13 protein-coding genes and 1 riboswitch are annotated in these 13,510 nt (G+C 70.1%); of the genes, 8 read left to right on the forward strand and 5 right to left on the reverse strand.

What is annotated here, in order from left to right:
* The first annotated feature begins 85 nt into the window (after nucleotides 1–85).
* Nucleotides 86–2,713 carry an ATP-dependent Clp protease ATP-binding subunit gene (locus ACYVF6_RS39185; RefSeq protein ID WP_460529483.1) on the forward strand — a complete coding sequence of 876 codons (2,628 nt, stop codon included), beginning with the start codon at nucleotides 86–88 and terminating at the stop codon, nucleotides 2,711–2,713.
* Between the two features lie 29 nt (nucleotides 2,714–2,742).
* Here the strand turns inward: ACYVF6_RS39185 and ACYVF6_RS39190 are convergent, their stop codons facing one another.
* Complete coding sequence (locus ACYVF6_RS39190) at nucleotides 2,743–2,904, reverse strand: hypothetical protein (protein ID WP_460529486.1); 162 nt, start codon at nucleotides 2,902–2,904, stop codon at nucleotides 2,743–2,745.
* A 115-nt stretch (nucleotides 2,905–3,019) separates the two neighbouring features.
* On the opposite strand from ACYVF6_RS39190, the gene ACYVF6_RS39195 reads away from it, so the two are divergent.
* The 5 genes from ACYVF6_RS39195 to ACYVF6_RS39215 all read left to right on the forward strand — a co-directional run bounded on the left by ACYVF6_RS39195 (nucleotide 3,020) and on the right by ACYVF6_RS39215 (nucleotide 7,782).
* Complete coding sequence (locus tag ACYVF6_RS39195) at nucleotides 3,020–4,672, forward strand: sodium:solute symporter family protein (protein ID WP_460529489.1); 1,653 nt, start codon at nucleotides 3,020–3,022, stop codon at nucleotides 4,670–4,672.
* Nucleotides 4,673–4,698: 26 nt separating this feature from the next.
* Nucleotides 4,699–4,968 (forward strand): hypothetical protein, encoded by a 270-nt coding sequence (locus ACYVF6_RS39200; protein WP_460529492.1) that lies wholly within the window; start codon nucleotides 4,699–4,701, stop codon nucleotides 4,966–4,968.
* Entirely contained in the window at nucleotides 4,949–5,629 is a 681-nt protein-coding gene (locus ACYVF6_RS39205) for a rhodanese-like domain-containing protein (protein WP_460529495.1), read from the forward strand. The genes ACYVF6_RS39200 and ACYVF6_RS39205 overlap by 20 nt, the downstream gene beginning before the upstream one ends.
* 126 nt (nucleotides 5,630–5,755) lie before the next feature.
* Nucleotides 5,756–5,929, forward strand: a complete 174-nt coding sequence (locus tag ACYVF6_RS39210) for a hypothetical protein (RefSeq protein ID WP_460529498.1) — start codon at nucleotides 5,756–5,758, stop codon at nucleotides 5,927–5,929.
* 23 nt (nucleotides 5,930–5,952) lie between these two features.
* Nucleotides 5,953–7,782 (forward strand): transketolase family protein, encoded by a 1,830-nt coding sequence (locus ACYVF6_RS39215; protein ID WP_460529501.1) that lies wholly within the window; start codon nucleotides 5,953–5,955, stop codon nucleotides 7,780–7,782.
* Between the two features lie 30 nt (nucleotides 7,783–7,812).
* On the opposite strand, the gene ACYVF6_RS39220 is transcribed toward ACYVF6_RS39215, so the two are convergent.
* The gene (locus ACYVF6_RS39220; RefSeq protein WP_460529504.1) at nucleotides 7,813–9,069 is read right to left on the reverse strand and encodes a metal-dependent hydrolase family protein; all 1,257 of its coding nucleotides are present in this window, start codon (nucleotides 9,067–9,069) and stop codon (nucleotides 7,813–7,815) included.
* Between the two features lie 127 nt (nucleotides 9,070–9,196).
* Here ACYVF6_RS39220 and ACYVF6_RS39225 point away from each other — a divergent pair, with 127 nt between their 5' ends.
* Entirely contained in the window at nucleotides 9,197–10,105 is a 909-nt protein-coding gene (locus ACYVF6_RS39225) for a dienelactone hydrolase family protein (protein ID WP_460529507.1), read from the forward strand.
* Between the two features lie 30 nt (nucleotides 10,106–10,135).
* Nucleotides 10,136–10,229: riboswitch (ZMP/ZTP riboswitch) on the forward strand.
* Nucleotides 10,230–10,253: 24 nt separating this feature from the next.
* Nucleotides 10,254–11,072: a dihydropteroate synthase gene (gene folP, locus ACYVF6_RS39230; RefSeq protein WP_460529510.1), complete on the forward strand. Its 819-nt coding sequence runs from the start codon at nucleotides 10,254–10,256 to the stop codon at nucleotides 11,070–11,072.
* Here folP and ACYVF6_RS39235 read toward each other — a convergent pair.
* The 3 genes from ACYVF6_RS39235 to ACYVF6_RS39245 form a co-directional block, all read right to left on the reverse strand.
* Nucleotides 11,056–12,252 carry an MFS transporter gene (locus ACYVF6_RS39235; protein ID WP_460529513.1) on the reverse strand — a complete coding sequence of 399 codons (1,197 nt, stop codon included), beginning with the start codon at nucleotides 12,250–12,252 and terminating at the stop codon, nucleotides 11,056–11,058. The two genes, folP and ACYVF6_RS39235, sit on opposite strands and share 17 nt — an antisense overlap.
* A gap of 47 nt (nucleotides 12,253–12,299) precedes the next feature.
* The gene (locus ACYVF6_RS39240; RefSeq protein ID WP_460529516.1) at nucleotides 12,300–12,536 is read right to left on the reverse strand and encodes a hypothetical protein; all 237 of its coding nucleotides are present in this window, start codon (nucleotides 12,534–12,536) and stop codon (nucleotides 12,300–12,302) included.
* A gap of 112 nt (nucleotides 12,537–12,648) precedes the next feature.
* A complete protein-coding gene (locus ACYVF6_RS39245) occupies nucleotides 12,649–13,449 on the reverse strand; it encodes an SDR family NAD(P)-dependent oxidoreductase (RefSeq protein WP_460529519.1) in 801 nt (266 codons plus the stop codon).
* Nucleotides 13,450–13,510 lie beyond the last annotated feature (61 nt).

The following is a 13,510-nucleotide window of genomic DNA, read 5'->3' on the forward strand; positions in this document are numbered from 1 at the left end:
CGAGGGTCCAAAACGAATGCCCGGAAATGTCACGGGTAGGCCCTCCGAGTCCGCGTAAGCGACTTTCACGAGAGAGGGATGCCGGATGACTGGCAGTGACTTCGGGTCGATGGGGTACAGCCCGATGGACGAACTCCTGGCCCGGTTCTTCGGCGTCGGGCCGCCGAGCGTGGGCAGTTCCGGGCGGCCCGAGCACCGCATCGACATCGGGCGCCTGCTGAGCCAGGACGCGGTCGACCTGCTGCGGCTGGCCGTACGGAAGGCGTCGGAGTGGGGCGCGGAGTTCCTCGACAGTGAGCACGTGCTGTGGGCCGCTACGCAACAGGAGGTGACGCAGCACCTGCTCGAGGCGGCCGGTGCCGATCCGGCCGCGCTCGGCCGGGCCGTGGAGGAGGGTGTGCGGCGGCGCGAGGCGCACCAGACGCCGATACCGATCGCGCCCGCCGTCAAACGGCTCCTGCTGGACGCCCGGCAGGAGGCGAGGGCCGGCGGCGCCTCGTACATCGGGCCGCATCATCTGCTGTTCGCGCTCGCGGCCAACAACGAGTCGGTCGCCGGGCGCTTGCTGCAGAACTTCCGGGTGACGCCGGAGGCTTTCGGCGGCGGCCAGGGGACCGGGACGGGGACGGGCGCCGCGGCCGAGCAACGGGTGGCCGCGCAGGTGCCCAGCAACACACCGACCCTGGACCAGTACGGTCGCGACCTCACCGTCGCCGCCCGGGCCGGGCAGGTCGACCCGGTGATCGGGCGGGACGAGGAGATCGCCCAGACCATCGAGGTGCTGTCGCGGCGGACCAAGAACAACCCCGTACTGCTCGGCGAGCCCGGCGTCGGCAAGACGGCGATCGTGGAGGGACTGGCGCAACGCGTCGTCGACGGCGAGGTGCCCGAGACGATCCGGAACAAGCGAGTCATGCGGCTCGACCTGCCGGGCATGCTCGCCGGTACGAAGTTCCGCGGCGAGTTCGAGGAACGCCTGAAGAACGTGATGGACGAGATCCGCTCCCACGGCGAGGAGCTGATCATCTTCATCGACGAGCTGCACACGGTCGTCGGCGCGGGTGGCGGTGAGGGCGCGATCGACGCGTCCAACATGCTGAAGCCGGCGCTGGCGCGCGGTGAGCTGCACGTGATCGGCGCGACCACGCTGGACGAGTACCGCCGCCACGTCGAGAAAGACGCCGCGCTCGAGCGCCGGTTCCAGCCGATCTTCGTACCGGAGCCGTCGGTCACCGACACGATCGACATCCTGCGCGGCCTGCGCGATCGCTACGAGGCACACCACCAGCTCCGCTTCACCGACGAGGCGCTGATCGCCGCCGCCGAGCTGTCCGACCGGTACGTCACAGCGCGGTTCCTGCCGGACAAGGCGATCGACCTGATCGACCAGACCGGAGCGCGGATCGCCTTGCGGACGAGGACGACGCCGTCCGGCACGCGCGAGCTGGAGGAACGGCTCGAGCAGCAGCAACGGGAGAAGGAACAGGCCGTCGCGCGCGAGGACTACGAGCGCGCGAAGGAGCTCCGCGACGAGGTCGCTGAACTGCGGCGCCGGCTGGACGGCACGCGCGACAACCACCCCGGCGTACCCGAGGTGACGGCCGGCGACATCGCCGAGGTGGTCTCACGTACCACGGGCATCCCGGTCGCGCAGCTGACCGAGGAGGAGAAGGACCGGCTGCTGGCATTGGAGGAGCACCTGCACCAACGGATCGTCGGGCAGGACGAGGCGGTGGAGGCCGTGGCCGAGGCGGTCCGCCGCTCCAGAGCAGGACTCGGCGACCCGGACCGGCCGATCGGCTCGTTCCTGTTCCTCGGCCCGACCGGTGTCGGCAAGACGGAGCTGGCGCGGGCGCTGGCCGAGACGCTGTTCGGCGACGAAGACCGGATGATCCGGTTCGACATGAGCGAGTTCCAGGAGCGGCACAGTGTGGCCAGGCTGGTCGGCGCACCTCCGGGCTACGTCGGGTACGAGGAAGCCGGCCAGCTGACCGAGGCGGTACGCCGGAAGCCGTACGCCGTGATCCTGCTCGATGAGATCGAGAAGGCGCACCCGGACCTGTTCAACCTGCTGCTGCAGGTGTTCGACGACGGCCGGCTCACCGACGGGCAGGGGCGGACGGTCGACTTCAAGAACACCGTGCTGATCCTGACGTCGAACCTCGGCGCCGACGTCATCATGGCGCGATCCGGGGGAGCGGGTCAGAGCACGGCGGGCGCCAAGCCGCGGGAGCAGTTGACGCGCCTGCTGGAGCGGGCGTTCCGGCCGGAGTTCCTCAACCGGATCGACGAGACGATCGTGTTCCGCGGGCTCGACGCCGAGAACCTCCGGCAGATCACGCGGCTCCTGCTGGAGGAGAGCCGGCGTCGCCTACACGCGCAGGACATCACGCTGGACCTGGACGATGCGGCGGTGGACTGGCTGGCGGCACAGGGCTATCAGCCGGAGTTCGGTGCGCGGCCGTTGCGCCGGGTGATCCAGCGCAAGCTCGACAACACGCTGTCGCGGCTGTTGCTGAACGCGACGCTGCGTGCCGGCCAGCGGGTGCGGGTGGGCGTACGCGAGCACGATCTGGCCTTCACCGTGCTGGCGCAGGACGCCGAGCCGTCCGGGCCGCAGACTGAGCCGCACGCCCGAGCGCATCCGGACCGTTCCGACCGCGAGATCGAACGCGGCCGGCGTCGTGGAGAAAGGTCGGGCCAGTACCTGTAGAGCTTCCGCACTACACGTGGCCCAGCAGGTCAGTGGGCGGCGGCCACGGTTGCCGCCGTGGCCCCGGTGTCCGCATCGCCGTAGCCGGTGTTGCCGCGCACTTTCGCGGCGATCCAGCGGCCGGTGAGGAATCCGACGAGCAGGGCGCCGCCTCCCGCCAGCGTGCCCGTCAGTCGCCCCGTGGTCGACATCGGCCTGCACCTCCTGACCAGTCGCGCTGACCACTCCTCTCCTCCTGGATTCCCCGGAGCCTCGGCGCAAACCGATGCGACGTTTGTCCGATGTGTGCACGGGTAGCCAGCGCGCATGGCTGAGCTGCTGTCGCAGGCTCCACAGATCAGGCTCGACGACACGTGGATCGACTACGTCATCATCGGCGCTTACGTCGTGTTCGTGCTGGGGATCGGCATCGCGCTACGGCAGCGGATGCGAACCTCCGAGGACTTCTTCCTGTCCGGACGGTCGTTGCCGAGCTGGGTGACCGGACTCGCGTTCCTGGGCGCGAACCTCGGTGCGCTGGAGATCCTCGGCATGGGTGCCGGTGCCGCGCAGTACGGCATCATGCAGGCGCACTTCTACTGGATCGGCGCGATCCCGGCGATGGTGTTCGTCGCGCTGTTCATGATCCCGTTCTATTACGGCAGCCGCACCCACTCCGTGCCGGGATTCCTCAAGCTGCGGTACAACGAGGCCACCCGAGGCTTCAACGCCGTCTCGTTCGCCGTGCTGATGATCCTGATGAGCGGGATCAACATGTACGCCATGGCGATCGTGCTCAAGCTGCTGCTCGGCTGGTCGCTGACACTCAGCATCCTGCTGTCGGCGGTGATCGTGCTGGCGTACGTCGCGCTCGGCGGGTTGTCGTCGTCGATCTACAACGAGGTGCTGCAGTTCTTCCTGATCACGCTCGGCCTGATCCCGCTGGTGGTGGTCGGGCTGATCGACGTCGGCGGCTGGTCCGGGCTGCAGGAGAAGCTGAACAAGCCGCAGTTCTTCCATCTGTGGGCCGGCACCGGCGGCACGGACAACCCGATGGCGATCCAGTGGTTCGGCATCGCGCTGGGCCTCGGGTTCTTCCTGTCGTTCGGCTACTGGTGCACCGACTTCCTCGTCGTGCAACGCGCGCTTGCCGCCGAGGACGACGCGGCGGCCCGCCGCACGCCGTTGATCGCGGCGTTCCCGAAAATCATGTACGGCATCCTGGCCATCTTCCCCGGTCTGATCGTGCTGGCCGTCGTGCCCGGCCTGGGCAAGGGCGGTGGCGGGATCGAGAACTCCTACAACATGGCGGTTCCGTACGCGATCGCGGAGTACTTCCCGACCGGGATGGTCGGCGTCGGCCTGACGGCACTGCTGGCCTCGTTCATGAGCGGCATGGCCGGCAACGTCACCGCACTCAACACCGTGTGGACGTACGACATCTACCGCGCGTACCTCAAGAAGGACGCGCCGGACGAGCACTACATCAGGATGGGGCGGATCGCGACGTTCGGCGGTGTGCTGCTGAGCGTCGGCGCGGCCTATCTCGTGCTCGGCTTCCAGAGCATCATGGACTACGTACAGCTGCTGCACGGCATGTTCTTCGCCCCGATGCTGGCGACGTTCCTGCTCGGAATGTTCTGGAAGCGGACCTCGCCGTGGGGCGGCTTCTTCGGGCTGGTCGCCGGTACGAGCGTGGCGCTCGGCATCTTCGTCATGGAGCAGGCCAAGGTCATCGCGTTCGGCGCACCGATGGCGGGCAACTTCTGGCGGGCGATCTGGGCGTTCGGCACCTGCTTCGTCGTGACGATCGCCGTCTCGCTCGCGACGAAACCGAAGCCAGAGCAGGAGCTCGAAGGCCTGGTCTACAGCCTCACGCCGAAGAAACGCAGCGTGGAGCGGCACTGGTGGAAGAAGCCGGTGTTGCTGGCAGGCGTCGCGCTCACCTTGACGGTTGCGCTCAACATCGTCTTCTTCTAGTGGAGCTTGCGGACCTGGAGGCAAGCATGGCAGCCCAGAACCCGAACGAGACCGAGTCGCGAGGACGGCACGACCTGGCGATCGGCTACTACATCGGCGGCCTGATCCTGTTCCTCGGGCTGGTGCTCGTGCTCACCGGTCTGCTCGGGCCGGAACGGCCGTCCGAACGCCGGTTCGGCTTCGACATCAACCTGTGGTGGGGGCTCGTGATGGCCGGCTTCGGCGTGGTCGCGCTCCTGCTCAACTACCTGACCCGACGGAATCGAAAGGCCGGCGATGCGCACAGTCGAACGTGACGAGGTCCAGCAGCTGGCCGGCTCCGGTGAGGCGCAGCTGGCGGAGGTGCTGCCCGCGCCGGAGTACGAGTGGGCGCACCTGCCTGGTGCGCTGAGCCTTCCGCTGCGTGAGCTGAGCCGGGAGACCGTGGCGCGGCTGGACCGGCGCCGGCCGGTGATCGCGTACTGCCAGAACCAGCAGTGCGACTTGAGCCCGCGCGCGGTCTCCCGGCTGGGGCAGCTCGGCTTCGCCGAGGTCTACGACTATGCCGCCGGCAAGCTGGACTGGCTCGCGGCCGGCCTGCCACACGAGGGCTCGGCGTTGCTCGCCGGTGACGTCATGGTGGAGGACGTTCCTACCTGCGGCGTGTACGAGCGGGTCGAGGACGTCGGCGCCAGGATGCTCGGCCGCGCGTTCGACCTGTGTGTGGTGCTGGATGACGAGCAGGTCGTGCAGGGCGTCGTCGACAACGAGACGCTGGAGAAGGCCACCAATGCCTCGATCATGGCCGACGCGACGACGTTCGGGGTGCCGACGGTCCGGCCCAGTGAGGACGTCGACGACCTACTCGAGCGGATGCGCCGTGCGGACGCGGCCACGATGGTCGTGACCAGCGCAGACGCGCAACTGCTCGGCGTGCTGGTCCGAGTCCAGGCCGAGGCGATCGCGGCCGAACGCTGAAACTCCGTGTGCGTGCACGTTTGGGCTGGAAAAGGCGGGGAGCGTTCCGGCCTCGGGCCGGCCCGAGTTGGATAACGATTCGGAGTACATAGGTTCGCTCGTCCTGCCCCGGGTACCCCGAGCCAGATGGTGAGAGACCGGTACGGCGCCGGCGACCACCTGGCCGGTGAACCGGAGCAGGGCATGCAGGGTGAGCAGGCCGGGCCGCGCGGTACCGGTGCAGCCCGGCGACAGCCTCGAGTCCGCGCTGTCGCCGGGCTGGTCGCGTTCGAGGGGCGCGTCTGGTTGGCGCATACCTGAGGGCACACCGGGTACGCGCCGGTATGACTACTTCGGTTGCGGAGCTCGCGCGGCAACTGCGCGTCGACGCGGTTCGCGTCGCGGACCAGGCCGGGTCGGGCCATCCGACCTCCTCGCTGTCGGCCGCCGACCTGATGGCCGTGCTGCTCTCCGGCTTCCTGACCTACGACTTCGACGAGCCGGACCATCCGGGCAACGACCACCTGATCTTCTCCAAAGGCCACGCCTCGCCGTTGCTCTACGGGATGCTGCGCGCGGCCGGCGCGATCAGTGCCGAGGAGCTGTCGACCTACCGGCAGGCCGGCAGCCGGCTGGAGGGTCACCCGACGCCACGGCTGCCCTGGGTCGACGTGGCGACCGGATCGCTCGGGCAGGGCCTGCCCATCGGCGTCGGATTCGCGTTGACGGCAAGGGATCTCGACCGGCTGCCATACCACGTCTGGGTGCTCTGCGGTGACAGCGAGCTCGCCGAAGGCTCGATGTGGGAGGCGTTCGAGCACGCGGGCGCCGAACGGCTCGCCGGCCTGACCGCGGTCGTCGACGTCAACCGGCTGGGCCAGCGCGGCCCGACCCGGCACCAGTGGGACACCTCCGCGTACGCCCGCCGGATCGGCGCGTTCGACTGGAACACGATCGAGATCGACGGCCACGACCTGGCAGAGGTCAGCCAGGCGTACACGCAGGCGCTCGCGAGCGACCGGCCGACGGCGATCCTGGCGCGTACGCACAAGGGTCGTGGCGTGGCGAGCGTCGACGACCAGGAAGGCAAGCACGGAAAGCCGATCCCGTCGGCGGACGAGGCGGTCCAGGAGCTCGGCGGCGCCGGCTCGGCCCAGGTGAGCGTGCGCAAGCCGGCCGAACGGGTGGAGCCGTTCCGGTTCACCTCGCAAGGGCCGCTCACGCTGCCGGCCTACACCGTCGGCGAGTCCGTGGCGACCCGCACGGCGTTCGGCGAGGCGCTGGCCGCGCTGGGCTCGGCTCGCGGCGACATCGTCGGGCTCGACGGCGAGGTCGCGGACTCGACCCGCATGGAGACGTTCGCGAAGGCCCATCCCGAACGGTTCTTCGAGTGCTACATCGCCGAGCAGCAGATGGTGGCCGCGGCTGTGGGAATGCAGGCGCGCGGCTGGACGCCTTACGTCGCGACGTTCGCGGCGTTCCTTACCCGTGCGTACGACTTCATCCGGATGGCGGCGATCAGCCGGGCGAACCTCTGCCTGGTCGGATCGCACGCGGGCGTGGAGATCGGGCCGGACGGGCCGTCGCAGATGGCGTTGGAGGACCTTGCCATGCTGCGCGCCGTGCACGGCAGCACAGTGGTGTATCCGTGCGACGCGAACCAGACCGCTGCTCTGGTGGCGGAGCTGGCGAACCGCACCGGAATCCGTTACCTGCGTACGACCCGTGGAGAGCTGCCCACGATCTACGATCCGGGCGAGCTGTTCCCGATCGGCGGCAGCAAGGTGTTGCGCCACTCGCCCGAGGATGCCGTCACGCTGGTGGCGGCCGGCGTCACGGTTCACCAGTGCCTGGAAGCCGCGGACCGGCTGGCCGGCGACGGCATAGTCGCGCGGGTGGTCGACGCCTACTCCGTCAAGCCGATCGACGTGCCGGCGCTGCACGAGGCCGCGATGGAGACCGGCCGGATCGTGACGGTGGAGGACCACTGGCCCGAAGGCGGCCTGGGGGAGGCGGTGCTGGCCGCCTTGGCGACGGCGCCACTGATGCCGAAGACACAGCGGCTCGCCGTCCGCGACCTGCCGGGCTCGGCCTCGCCGGCCGAGCAGCTCCGGCTGGCCGGCATCGACGCGGAGTCCATCCGGGCGAGTGCGCTGGCGTTGACGACGGGGTGACGGCCCGAGCGTCAGGCAACCTGCGGGCTCCTAGCCGAACGTGCGCTTGCGTACGACGCCCTGCTGGACGACGCAGACCACGTTGGCCGGATCGCCGAGGAGCCGGATGTCGGCGAGCGGATCGCCTTCGCACACAACGATGTCGGCGAGCTTGCCGGCCTCGAGGGTGCCGATCCGGTCGGACAGTCCGAGCAGCTCGGCGGCCACGCGCGTGCCGGCCTGGATGGCGTCCGACGGCGCCATGCCGAGCGCGACCAGGTGGCCGAGCTCACGGAGGTTCTGGCCGTGCGGGCCGATCGCCGAGTCGGTGCCCATGGCGATCCGCAGGCCGCGTTCGATCGCCCTGGCGATGTTCTGGTTGGTGATGGCGACCCAGCGCATCTTCTTCTCGTAGTGGTACGGCGCCATCTTCGCCTGGTCGATGCCGTCGGACGTCGACAACGTGGGTACGACGAACGTGCCCTGCTCGCCGGCCAGGTCCATCGTCTGGTCGTCCAGGCCGTAGCCGTGCTCGATGCTCGTCACCCCGCCGCGCAGCGCGGAAAGGATGCCCGCCGTGCCCTGCGCGTGTGCCGCGACCGGGCGGCCGCCGTGGCGGCGCACCTCCTCGACGACGGCCCGGATCTCGTCCTCGGTGAGGCCCTCGTCCTCCGGCTGGTCGTGCGGGCTGCTCGTGCCGCCGGTCGCGCAGACCTTGATGACGTCGGCCCCCTCGCGCAGCAGCCGGCGCACGGCGACGCGTACCTCGTCGACGGTGTCGGCGACCTCGCCGAGCCCGCGGCTGACGTCGAATCCCTCGGGCGTCGAGAAGTCGGCGTGCCCGGCGGTGTGGCTCATGATCCGGATCGCCGTGTGCAGGCGCGGCCCCTCGGTCAGCCCGTCCGCGACGGCGGCGCGGTAGCCGGCGGCCAGCCCGCCGAGGTCGCGTGCGGTGGTCACGCCCGCGTGCAATGTACGGCGCAACCGGTCGGCCGTCCGGAAGACCTCGACCGTCGGGTCGATGGTGTATCGCATGGCGATGTCACGGGCCGACTCGAACGCCAGATGCACGTGGCAGTCGATGAACCCCGGCAGCACAGTACGTCCGCCGACGTCGACGACGTCCTCGCCAGCCTCACCGGCCGGGCCGGGCTCGAGCGCCGGAGCATCGGCAGCCGGTCCGGCATAGGTGATCGTGCCGTCCGCACCCACGCGGACGACCGCGTCGTCGAGCGGTGGTGAGCCGGTGCCGTCGACGAGCCGGGCACGGGTGATCCGGAACGGAGTGCATTTGTCCGAGGTTGGCATGCCCGGATTATGTCGCCGGCGGATGACGATCCGATGATCCTGTGCGTCGGGCGCATGTCATTGGACCGCATCCGGGGGTTCCGTTGGACCCTGGTTCGAAAGGGGTGCCAACGCCCTACTTGGAGTTATGTCCGGACACGGGAAGCTGCCTCGCCGCTCCATAACGGAGATCCACGACGACATCGGGCGGCTCAAGCACCGCGCCGACCAGCTCTCCCGCGATGGTCGGGCACTCGTGCGCAAAACGCACGCCATGCTGGCCCGCACCACGCAGGCGCTGGTGAGCTCCCGGCTCGTGCTCCGGCAGGCGTGGTCCGCCGGCGGTGGGGTAGTCCCTGGCGATGGGCCCGACAGGACACCGATGACCAGGCCGGACCGAAGCCGAACGGTCACGATTCCGTTCGGCACCGTCTGCCTGGATGCCGACCTGACCCTTCCGGACGCCGGGCAGGGCCTGATCGTGTTCGCACACGGCAGTGGGAGCAGCCGCCACAGCCCGCGCAACCGTTACGTCGCGAGGGTGCTCGAGCAGGCCGGTCTCGGCACCGTGCTGGTCGACCTGCTGACCGTCGAAGAAGACCAGGCCGACAAGCTGAGCCACCAGTTGCGCTTCGACATCCCGTTGCTGGCCAGGCGACTGACCGGTGTCATCGACTGGCTGCTCCGGCAGCCCGAGACGGCAGGCCGGCCGATCGGCCTGTTCGGCGCCAGTACCGGCGCGGCGGCCGCGTTGATCGCCGCCGCGGAGCGTTCCGAGCCGGTACGTGCGGTGGTCTCGCGCGGCGGCCGGCCCGACCTGGCCGGGGAGGCCCTGGCGTCGGTCGAGGTACCCGTGTTGCTCATCGTCGGCGGTCTCGACCACCAAGTCCTCGACCTCAACCGGCAGGCGACGGAGGAGCTGCGGTCGCCGGCCCGCCTGGAGATCGTCCTCGGCGCGACCCATCTCTTCGAGGAGGAGGACGCGCTGGAGCGAGTCGCCACGCTGGCCAGAGCGTGGTTCGTCCGCCACACCGGCGTGGAGCCTCCCAGCGACTGAGCACAGGCCGCCCGACTCCGTCTAAGCTCGGGCCTGAGCCGTGACTGGCGCGTACGGATGGACGAAACCATCGGGAAGCGGCTCCGTCCGCGAGGACGCGTCGCCGTGCGCCTGGGCTGCCTTCGGATCGATGCGAAAGAGGTGGCCCATGCCGCGCCTGGTGGGAATCGTCAACATCACAACGGACTCGTTCTCCGACGGCGGCAAGTATCTCGCCGCCTCCGACGCGCTCACGCATGCACGTGAGCTGCACGCACAGGGCGCCGACGTCGTCGAGCTCGGCCCGGCGTCGAGTCATCCGGACGCGGCCGCCGTCAGCCCCGCGGAGGAACAACGCCGGCTCGCCGATGTGCTCGACGCGCTGGCCAGCGTGGGCGTACCGGTCTCGGTCGACTCGTTCCATCCGGAGACCCAGCTGTTCGCGGCCGCGCGCGGTGCCGCGTATATCAACGACATCCAGGGCTTCCCGGACGCGCGCCACTACGCCGGCCTGGCCGCGACGAGCTGCCGGCTGGTCGTCATGCACTCCGTCCAGCGCCGCGGCCCGGCGACCAAGGTGGCCACGGACCCGGAGCAGGTCCTCGCGGGCATCGAGCGGTTCTTCACCGAACGGCTGGCAGCGCTGGAGGCGGCCGGCATCGCCCGGGACCGGCTGGTCATCGATCCCGGGCTCGGCTACTTCCTCGGTAGCAACGCCGAACCGTCGCTGCTGGCGCTGTCCGGCATCCGGCGGCTGAAGGCCCGGTTCGGTGTTCCGGTGCTGGTGTCGCCGTCGCGCAAGTCGTTCCTTCGTACGCTCACCGGATCCGGCCTGCCGCGGATCGGGCCCGCGACGGTGGCCGCCGAGCTGTACGCCGCCCGCGAAGGCGCCGACTACATCCGTACCCACGACGTGGCCGCGATCCGCGACGCGCTGACGGTCTTCGGTGCGCTGGATGCCCGCCGGGCCGTCAGCTCGCCGAGCTGAGCTTCCAGACCGCCGTCGCGACCGCGGTGCAGGCGATCGTGACCGCGGTCAGCGTGACGGCGGCGAACAACGAGAACACGTTGCTGAGCAGCCCGACCGTGATCGACGCGACCGCTACGCCGGTATAGATGCAGGTGATGAACGCCGCGGTCACCTCGCCTCGGCGCTCGGCCGGTGCGAGCTGGTTGACGTCCGCCTGCGAGCCGAAGTAGCCGAACCCGACGCCGAGACCGCACAGCAACGCGGCCAGCAACACCAGCCCCAGCGCGTGCGCCGGGAACGCCGCGACCAGCGCCGCGAGCCCGGCCACCAGCAGTGCGTGCGCGGCCAGCTGGGTCCCGCGCGGCGTCAGCCCGCTGCGTACGGCGAACGCCTGGGTGACGCAGGCGACGCCGAGCATGCACGAGGTGATCGCGCCGAGCAGGGCGAGGTTGTGGGTGCCGAGCAGCTGGCTCGCGTAGGTCGGCACGACCGACAGGTAGAGCGCACCGACGGCCCAGACCGCGGCTCCGGTGAGCCCTGCCTGCGCGAACCGTCCCCGGCTGCCGGCCGGGACCGAAGGCCACTGCAGCCGCCAGCTGCCGCTCGGCGTCGATGGCTCCGGCGCTCGCAGCACGGCGATGCCGACGCCCGCGGTGATGACGAGGCCGGCGAGGTACGGCAGTACGGTCGGCGCCGGTGCCCACTCGGCGAGCATGCCTGCCAGCACCGGCCCGACGGCCGCGCCTCCGGCCTGGCCCATCACCGCCCCGACCGCTGCCCGGGCAGCGTCGGCTGCCGGCTCGAGCTCCACCAGGGCTGCCGCGGCCGTGCCCGCGGTGGCGCCGAGCGCCGCGCCTTGCACGCCTCTGGCCACGAACAGCCAGACCGTGCCGCGGGCCAGCAGGAACACCACGGACGCGAGCACGGCGGCTCCGAGCCCGAGCGCGACCACCCGCCTGCGGCCGAACCGGTCCGACAGCTGCCCGAACAGCAACAACGAGGGCACCAGCACGATCGCGTACGTGGCGAAGATCAGCGTCAGCACGACGTTGGAGAAGCCGAACTCCTGGCGGTAGACGGCATACAGCGGCGTCGGCAGGTTCGCTCCGAGAAGCAGCGCGAACAGCGAGGCTGCGAAGATGACGAACGGCCAGCGGGTCCGGTTCACACGTGCCGGAACTTCGGTTCGCGAACCCATTGGTGCGGGTTAGCCGCGATTGTTCCGGCCAAACCCGGATGTGGGGGCTAGGTGGCGAAGATCAGGTAAAGATCCCAGGCGTTGTTCTTCGGCTGGCAGGCGTAGTCGTCGGCGCCGCCCGGATTGGTAGGCCAGAGCCAGGGCTGGGCGGCGGCATCGCACTCCGCTTCGGTCGGATAGGTCCCCTGGTACTGCCAGTAGTCCGCTGCCGCGACCCCGGTGGCGAGCCCGAGGCTGAGTACCGTCGTCACACCGATCGCCAGCGCACGCTTGCGAATCCCCATCGTAGACCTCCCTGCTCACGGTGCCGCTCTGGCTTGTCGTTCTCATCTGAGGCAAAGTTCGCGTGTCTGACAAGGCTTTCCGGTACGTCTGTCGCCTCCGGCAGCGGCCGGATCAGGACGCCGGCATCGAACTCCGTCGATCCTCGGGGTCGACCCCGAGAGCGGCCCGGCCGCCGTCGACCGGCAGCACCGTTCCGGTGACGAATCCGGCCGCGGGGGAGAGCAGGAACGCCACGACGTCGGCGATCTCCGAGGGCTGCGCGATCCGGCCGAGAGGGTGCACCCGGACCAGTTCGGCCTCGACGGTGCCGGCCGCCTCTGCCGGCAGGCCGCCCAGATGGTCGTCGAGCCTCGACGTGTGGACGCTGCCGGGCGCGACCGCGTTGACGCGGATGCCGACGGGGCCGTAGTCGACGGCGGCCGCGCGGGTGAGGCCCTCGATCGCCGCCTTCGCCGTCGCGTACGCTGCCGCTCCCGGCACGGCGCGGCCGGCCTGGTGCGACGACAGGTTGACGATCGACCCGGCGGTTCCGGCACGCAGGAACGCGCGGACGGCAGCCCGCGTACCGGAAAGAACGGGAACGAGGTTGTCCTGTACGGCACGGGCGAAGACCTGCGTGCCGGCCGCGTCGAGCCGCGGGTCGCGGAATATCGCGGCGTTGTTGACCCACCCGGCGAGCGGTGCGCCCGCCTCGGCGAGCTCGGCAGCTCGTCCGGTCACGGCGTCGTCGGCGGCCGAGCCGGCGACCACCTCGACACCAGGCGTCTGCGAGCGCAGCCATGCGGGTGGGTCCGCCTCGATCACGACGACCCGTACATACTGGCCGGCCAGCCTGCGCACGATGGCCGCGCCGATGCCCCTGCCGCCACCGGTGACGACGACGCTTTCCGCCTTGCCTGCGTGGACGTTCATGTCCTCGAGCCAACCAGCGAGCTCACCGGCCCGGCAACTGCTTGTATGTAAGCTGTTTCAT

The organism is Flindersiella endophytica, assembly GCF_054779015.1.

What these genes read in the sequence shown, in the direction of transcription:
- ACYVF6_RS39185 (WP_460529483.1), top strand. Translation starts at nt 86, where the DNA reads ATGACTGGCAGTGACTTCGGGTCGATGGGGTACAGCCCGATGGACGAA.
- ACYVF6_RS39190 (WP_460529486.1), bottom strand. Translation starts at nt 2,904, where the DNA reads ATGTCGACCACGGGGCGACTGACGGGCACGCTGGCGGGAGGCGGCGCC.
- ACYVF6_RS39195 (WP_460529489.1), top strand. Translation starts at nt 3,020, where the DNA reads ATGGCTGAGCTGCTGTCGCAGGCTCCACAGATCAGGCTCGACGACACG.
- ACYVF6_RS39200 (WP_460529492.1), top strand. Translation starts at nt 4,699, where the DNA reads ATGGCAGCCCAGAACCCGAACGAGACCGAGTCGCGAGGACGGCACGAC.
- ACYVF6_RS39205 (WP_460529495.1), top strand. Translation starts at nt 4,949, where the DNA reads ATGCGCACAGTCGAACGTGACGAGGTCCAGCAGCTGGCCGGCTCCGGT.
- ACYVF6_RS39210 (WP_460529498.1), top strand. Translation starts at nt 5,756, where the DNA reads ATGGTGAGAGACCGGTACGGCGCCGGCGACCACCTGGCCGGTGAACCG.
- ACYVF6_RS39215 (WP_460529501.1), top strand. Translation starts at nt 5,953, where the DNA reads ATGACTACTTCGGTTGCGGAGCTCGCGCGGCAACTGCGCGTCGACGCG.
- ACYVF6_RS39220 (WP_460529504.1), bottom strand. Translation starts at nt 9,069, where the DNA reads ATGCCAACCTCGGACAAATGCACTCCGTTCCGGATCACCCGTGCCCGG.
- ACYVF6_RS39225 (WP_460529507.1), top strand. Translation starts at nt 9,197, where the DNA reads ATGTCCGGACACGGGAAGCTGCCTCGCCGCTCCATAACGGAGATCCAC.
- folP (WP_460529510.1), top strand. Translation starts at nt 10,254, where the DNA reads ATGCCGCGCCTGGTGGGAATCGTCAACATCACAACGGACTCGTTCTCC.
- ACYVF6_RS39235 (WP_460529513.1), bottom strand. Translation starts at nt 12,252, where the DNA reads ATGGGTTCGCGAACCGAAGTTCCGGCACGTGTGAACCGGACCCGCTGG.
- ACYVF6_RS39240 (WP_460529516.1), bottom strand. Translation starts at nt 12,536, where the DNA reads ATGGGGATTCGCAAGCGTGCGCTGGCGATCGGTGTGACGACGGTACTC.
- ACYVF6_RS39245 (WP_460529519.1), bottom strand. Translation starts at nt 13,449, where the DNA reads ATGAACGTCCACGCAGGCAAGGCGGAAAGCGTCGTCGTCACCGGTGGC.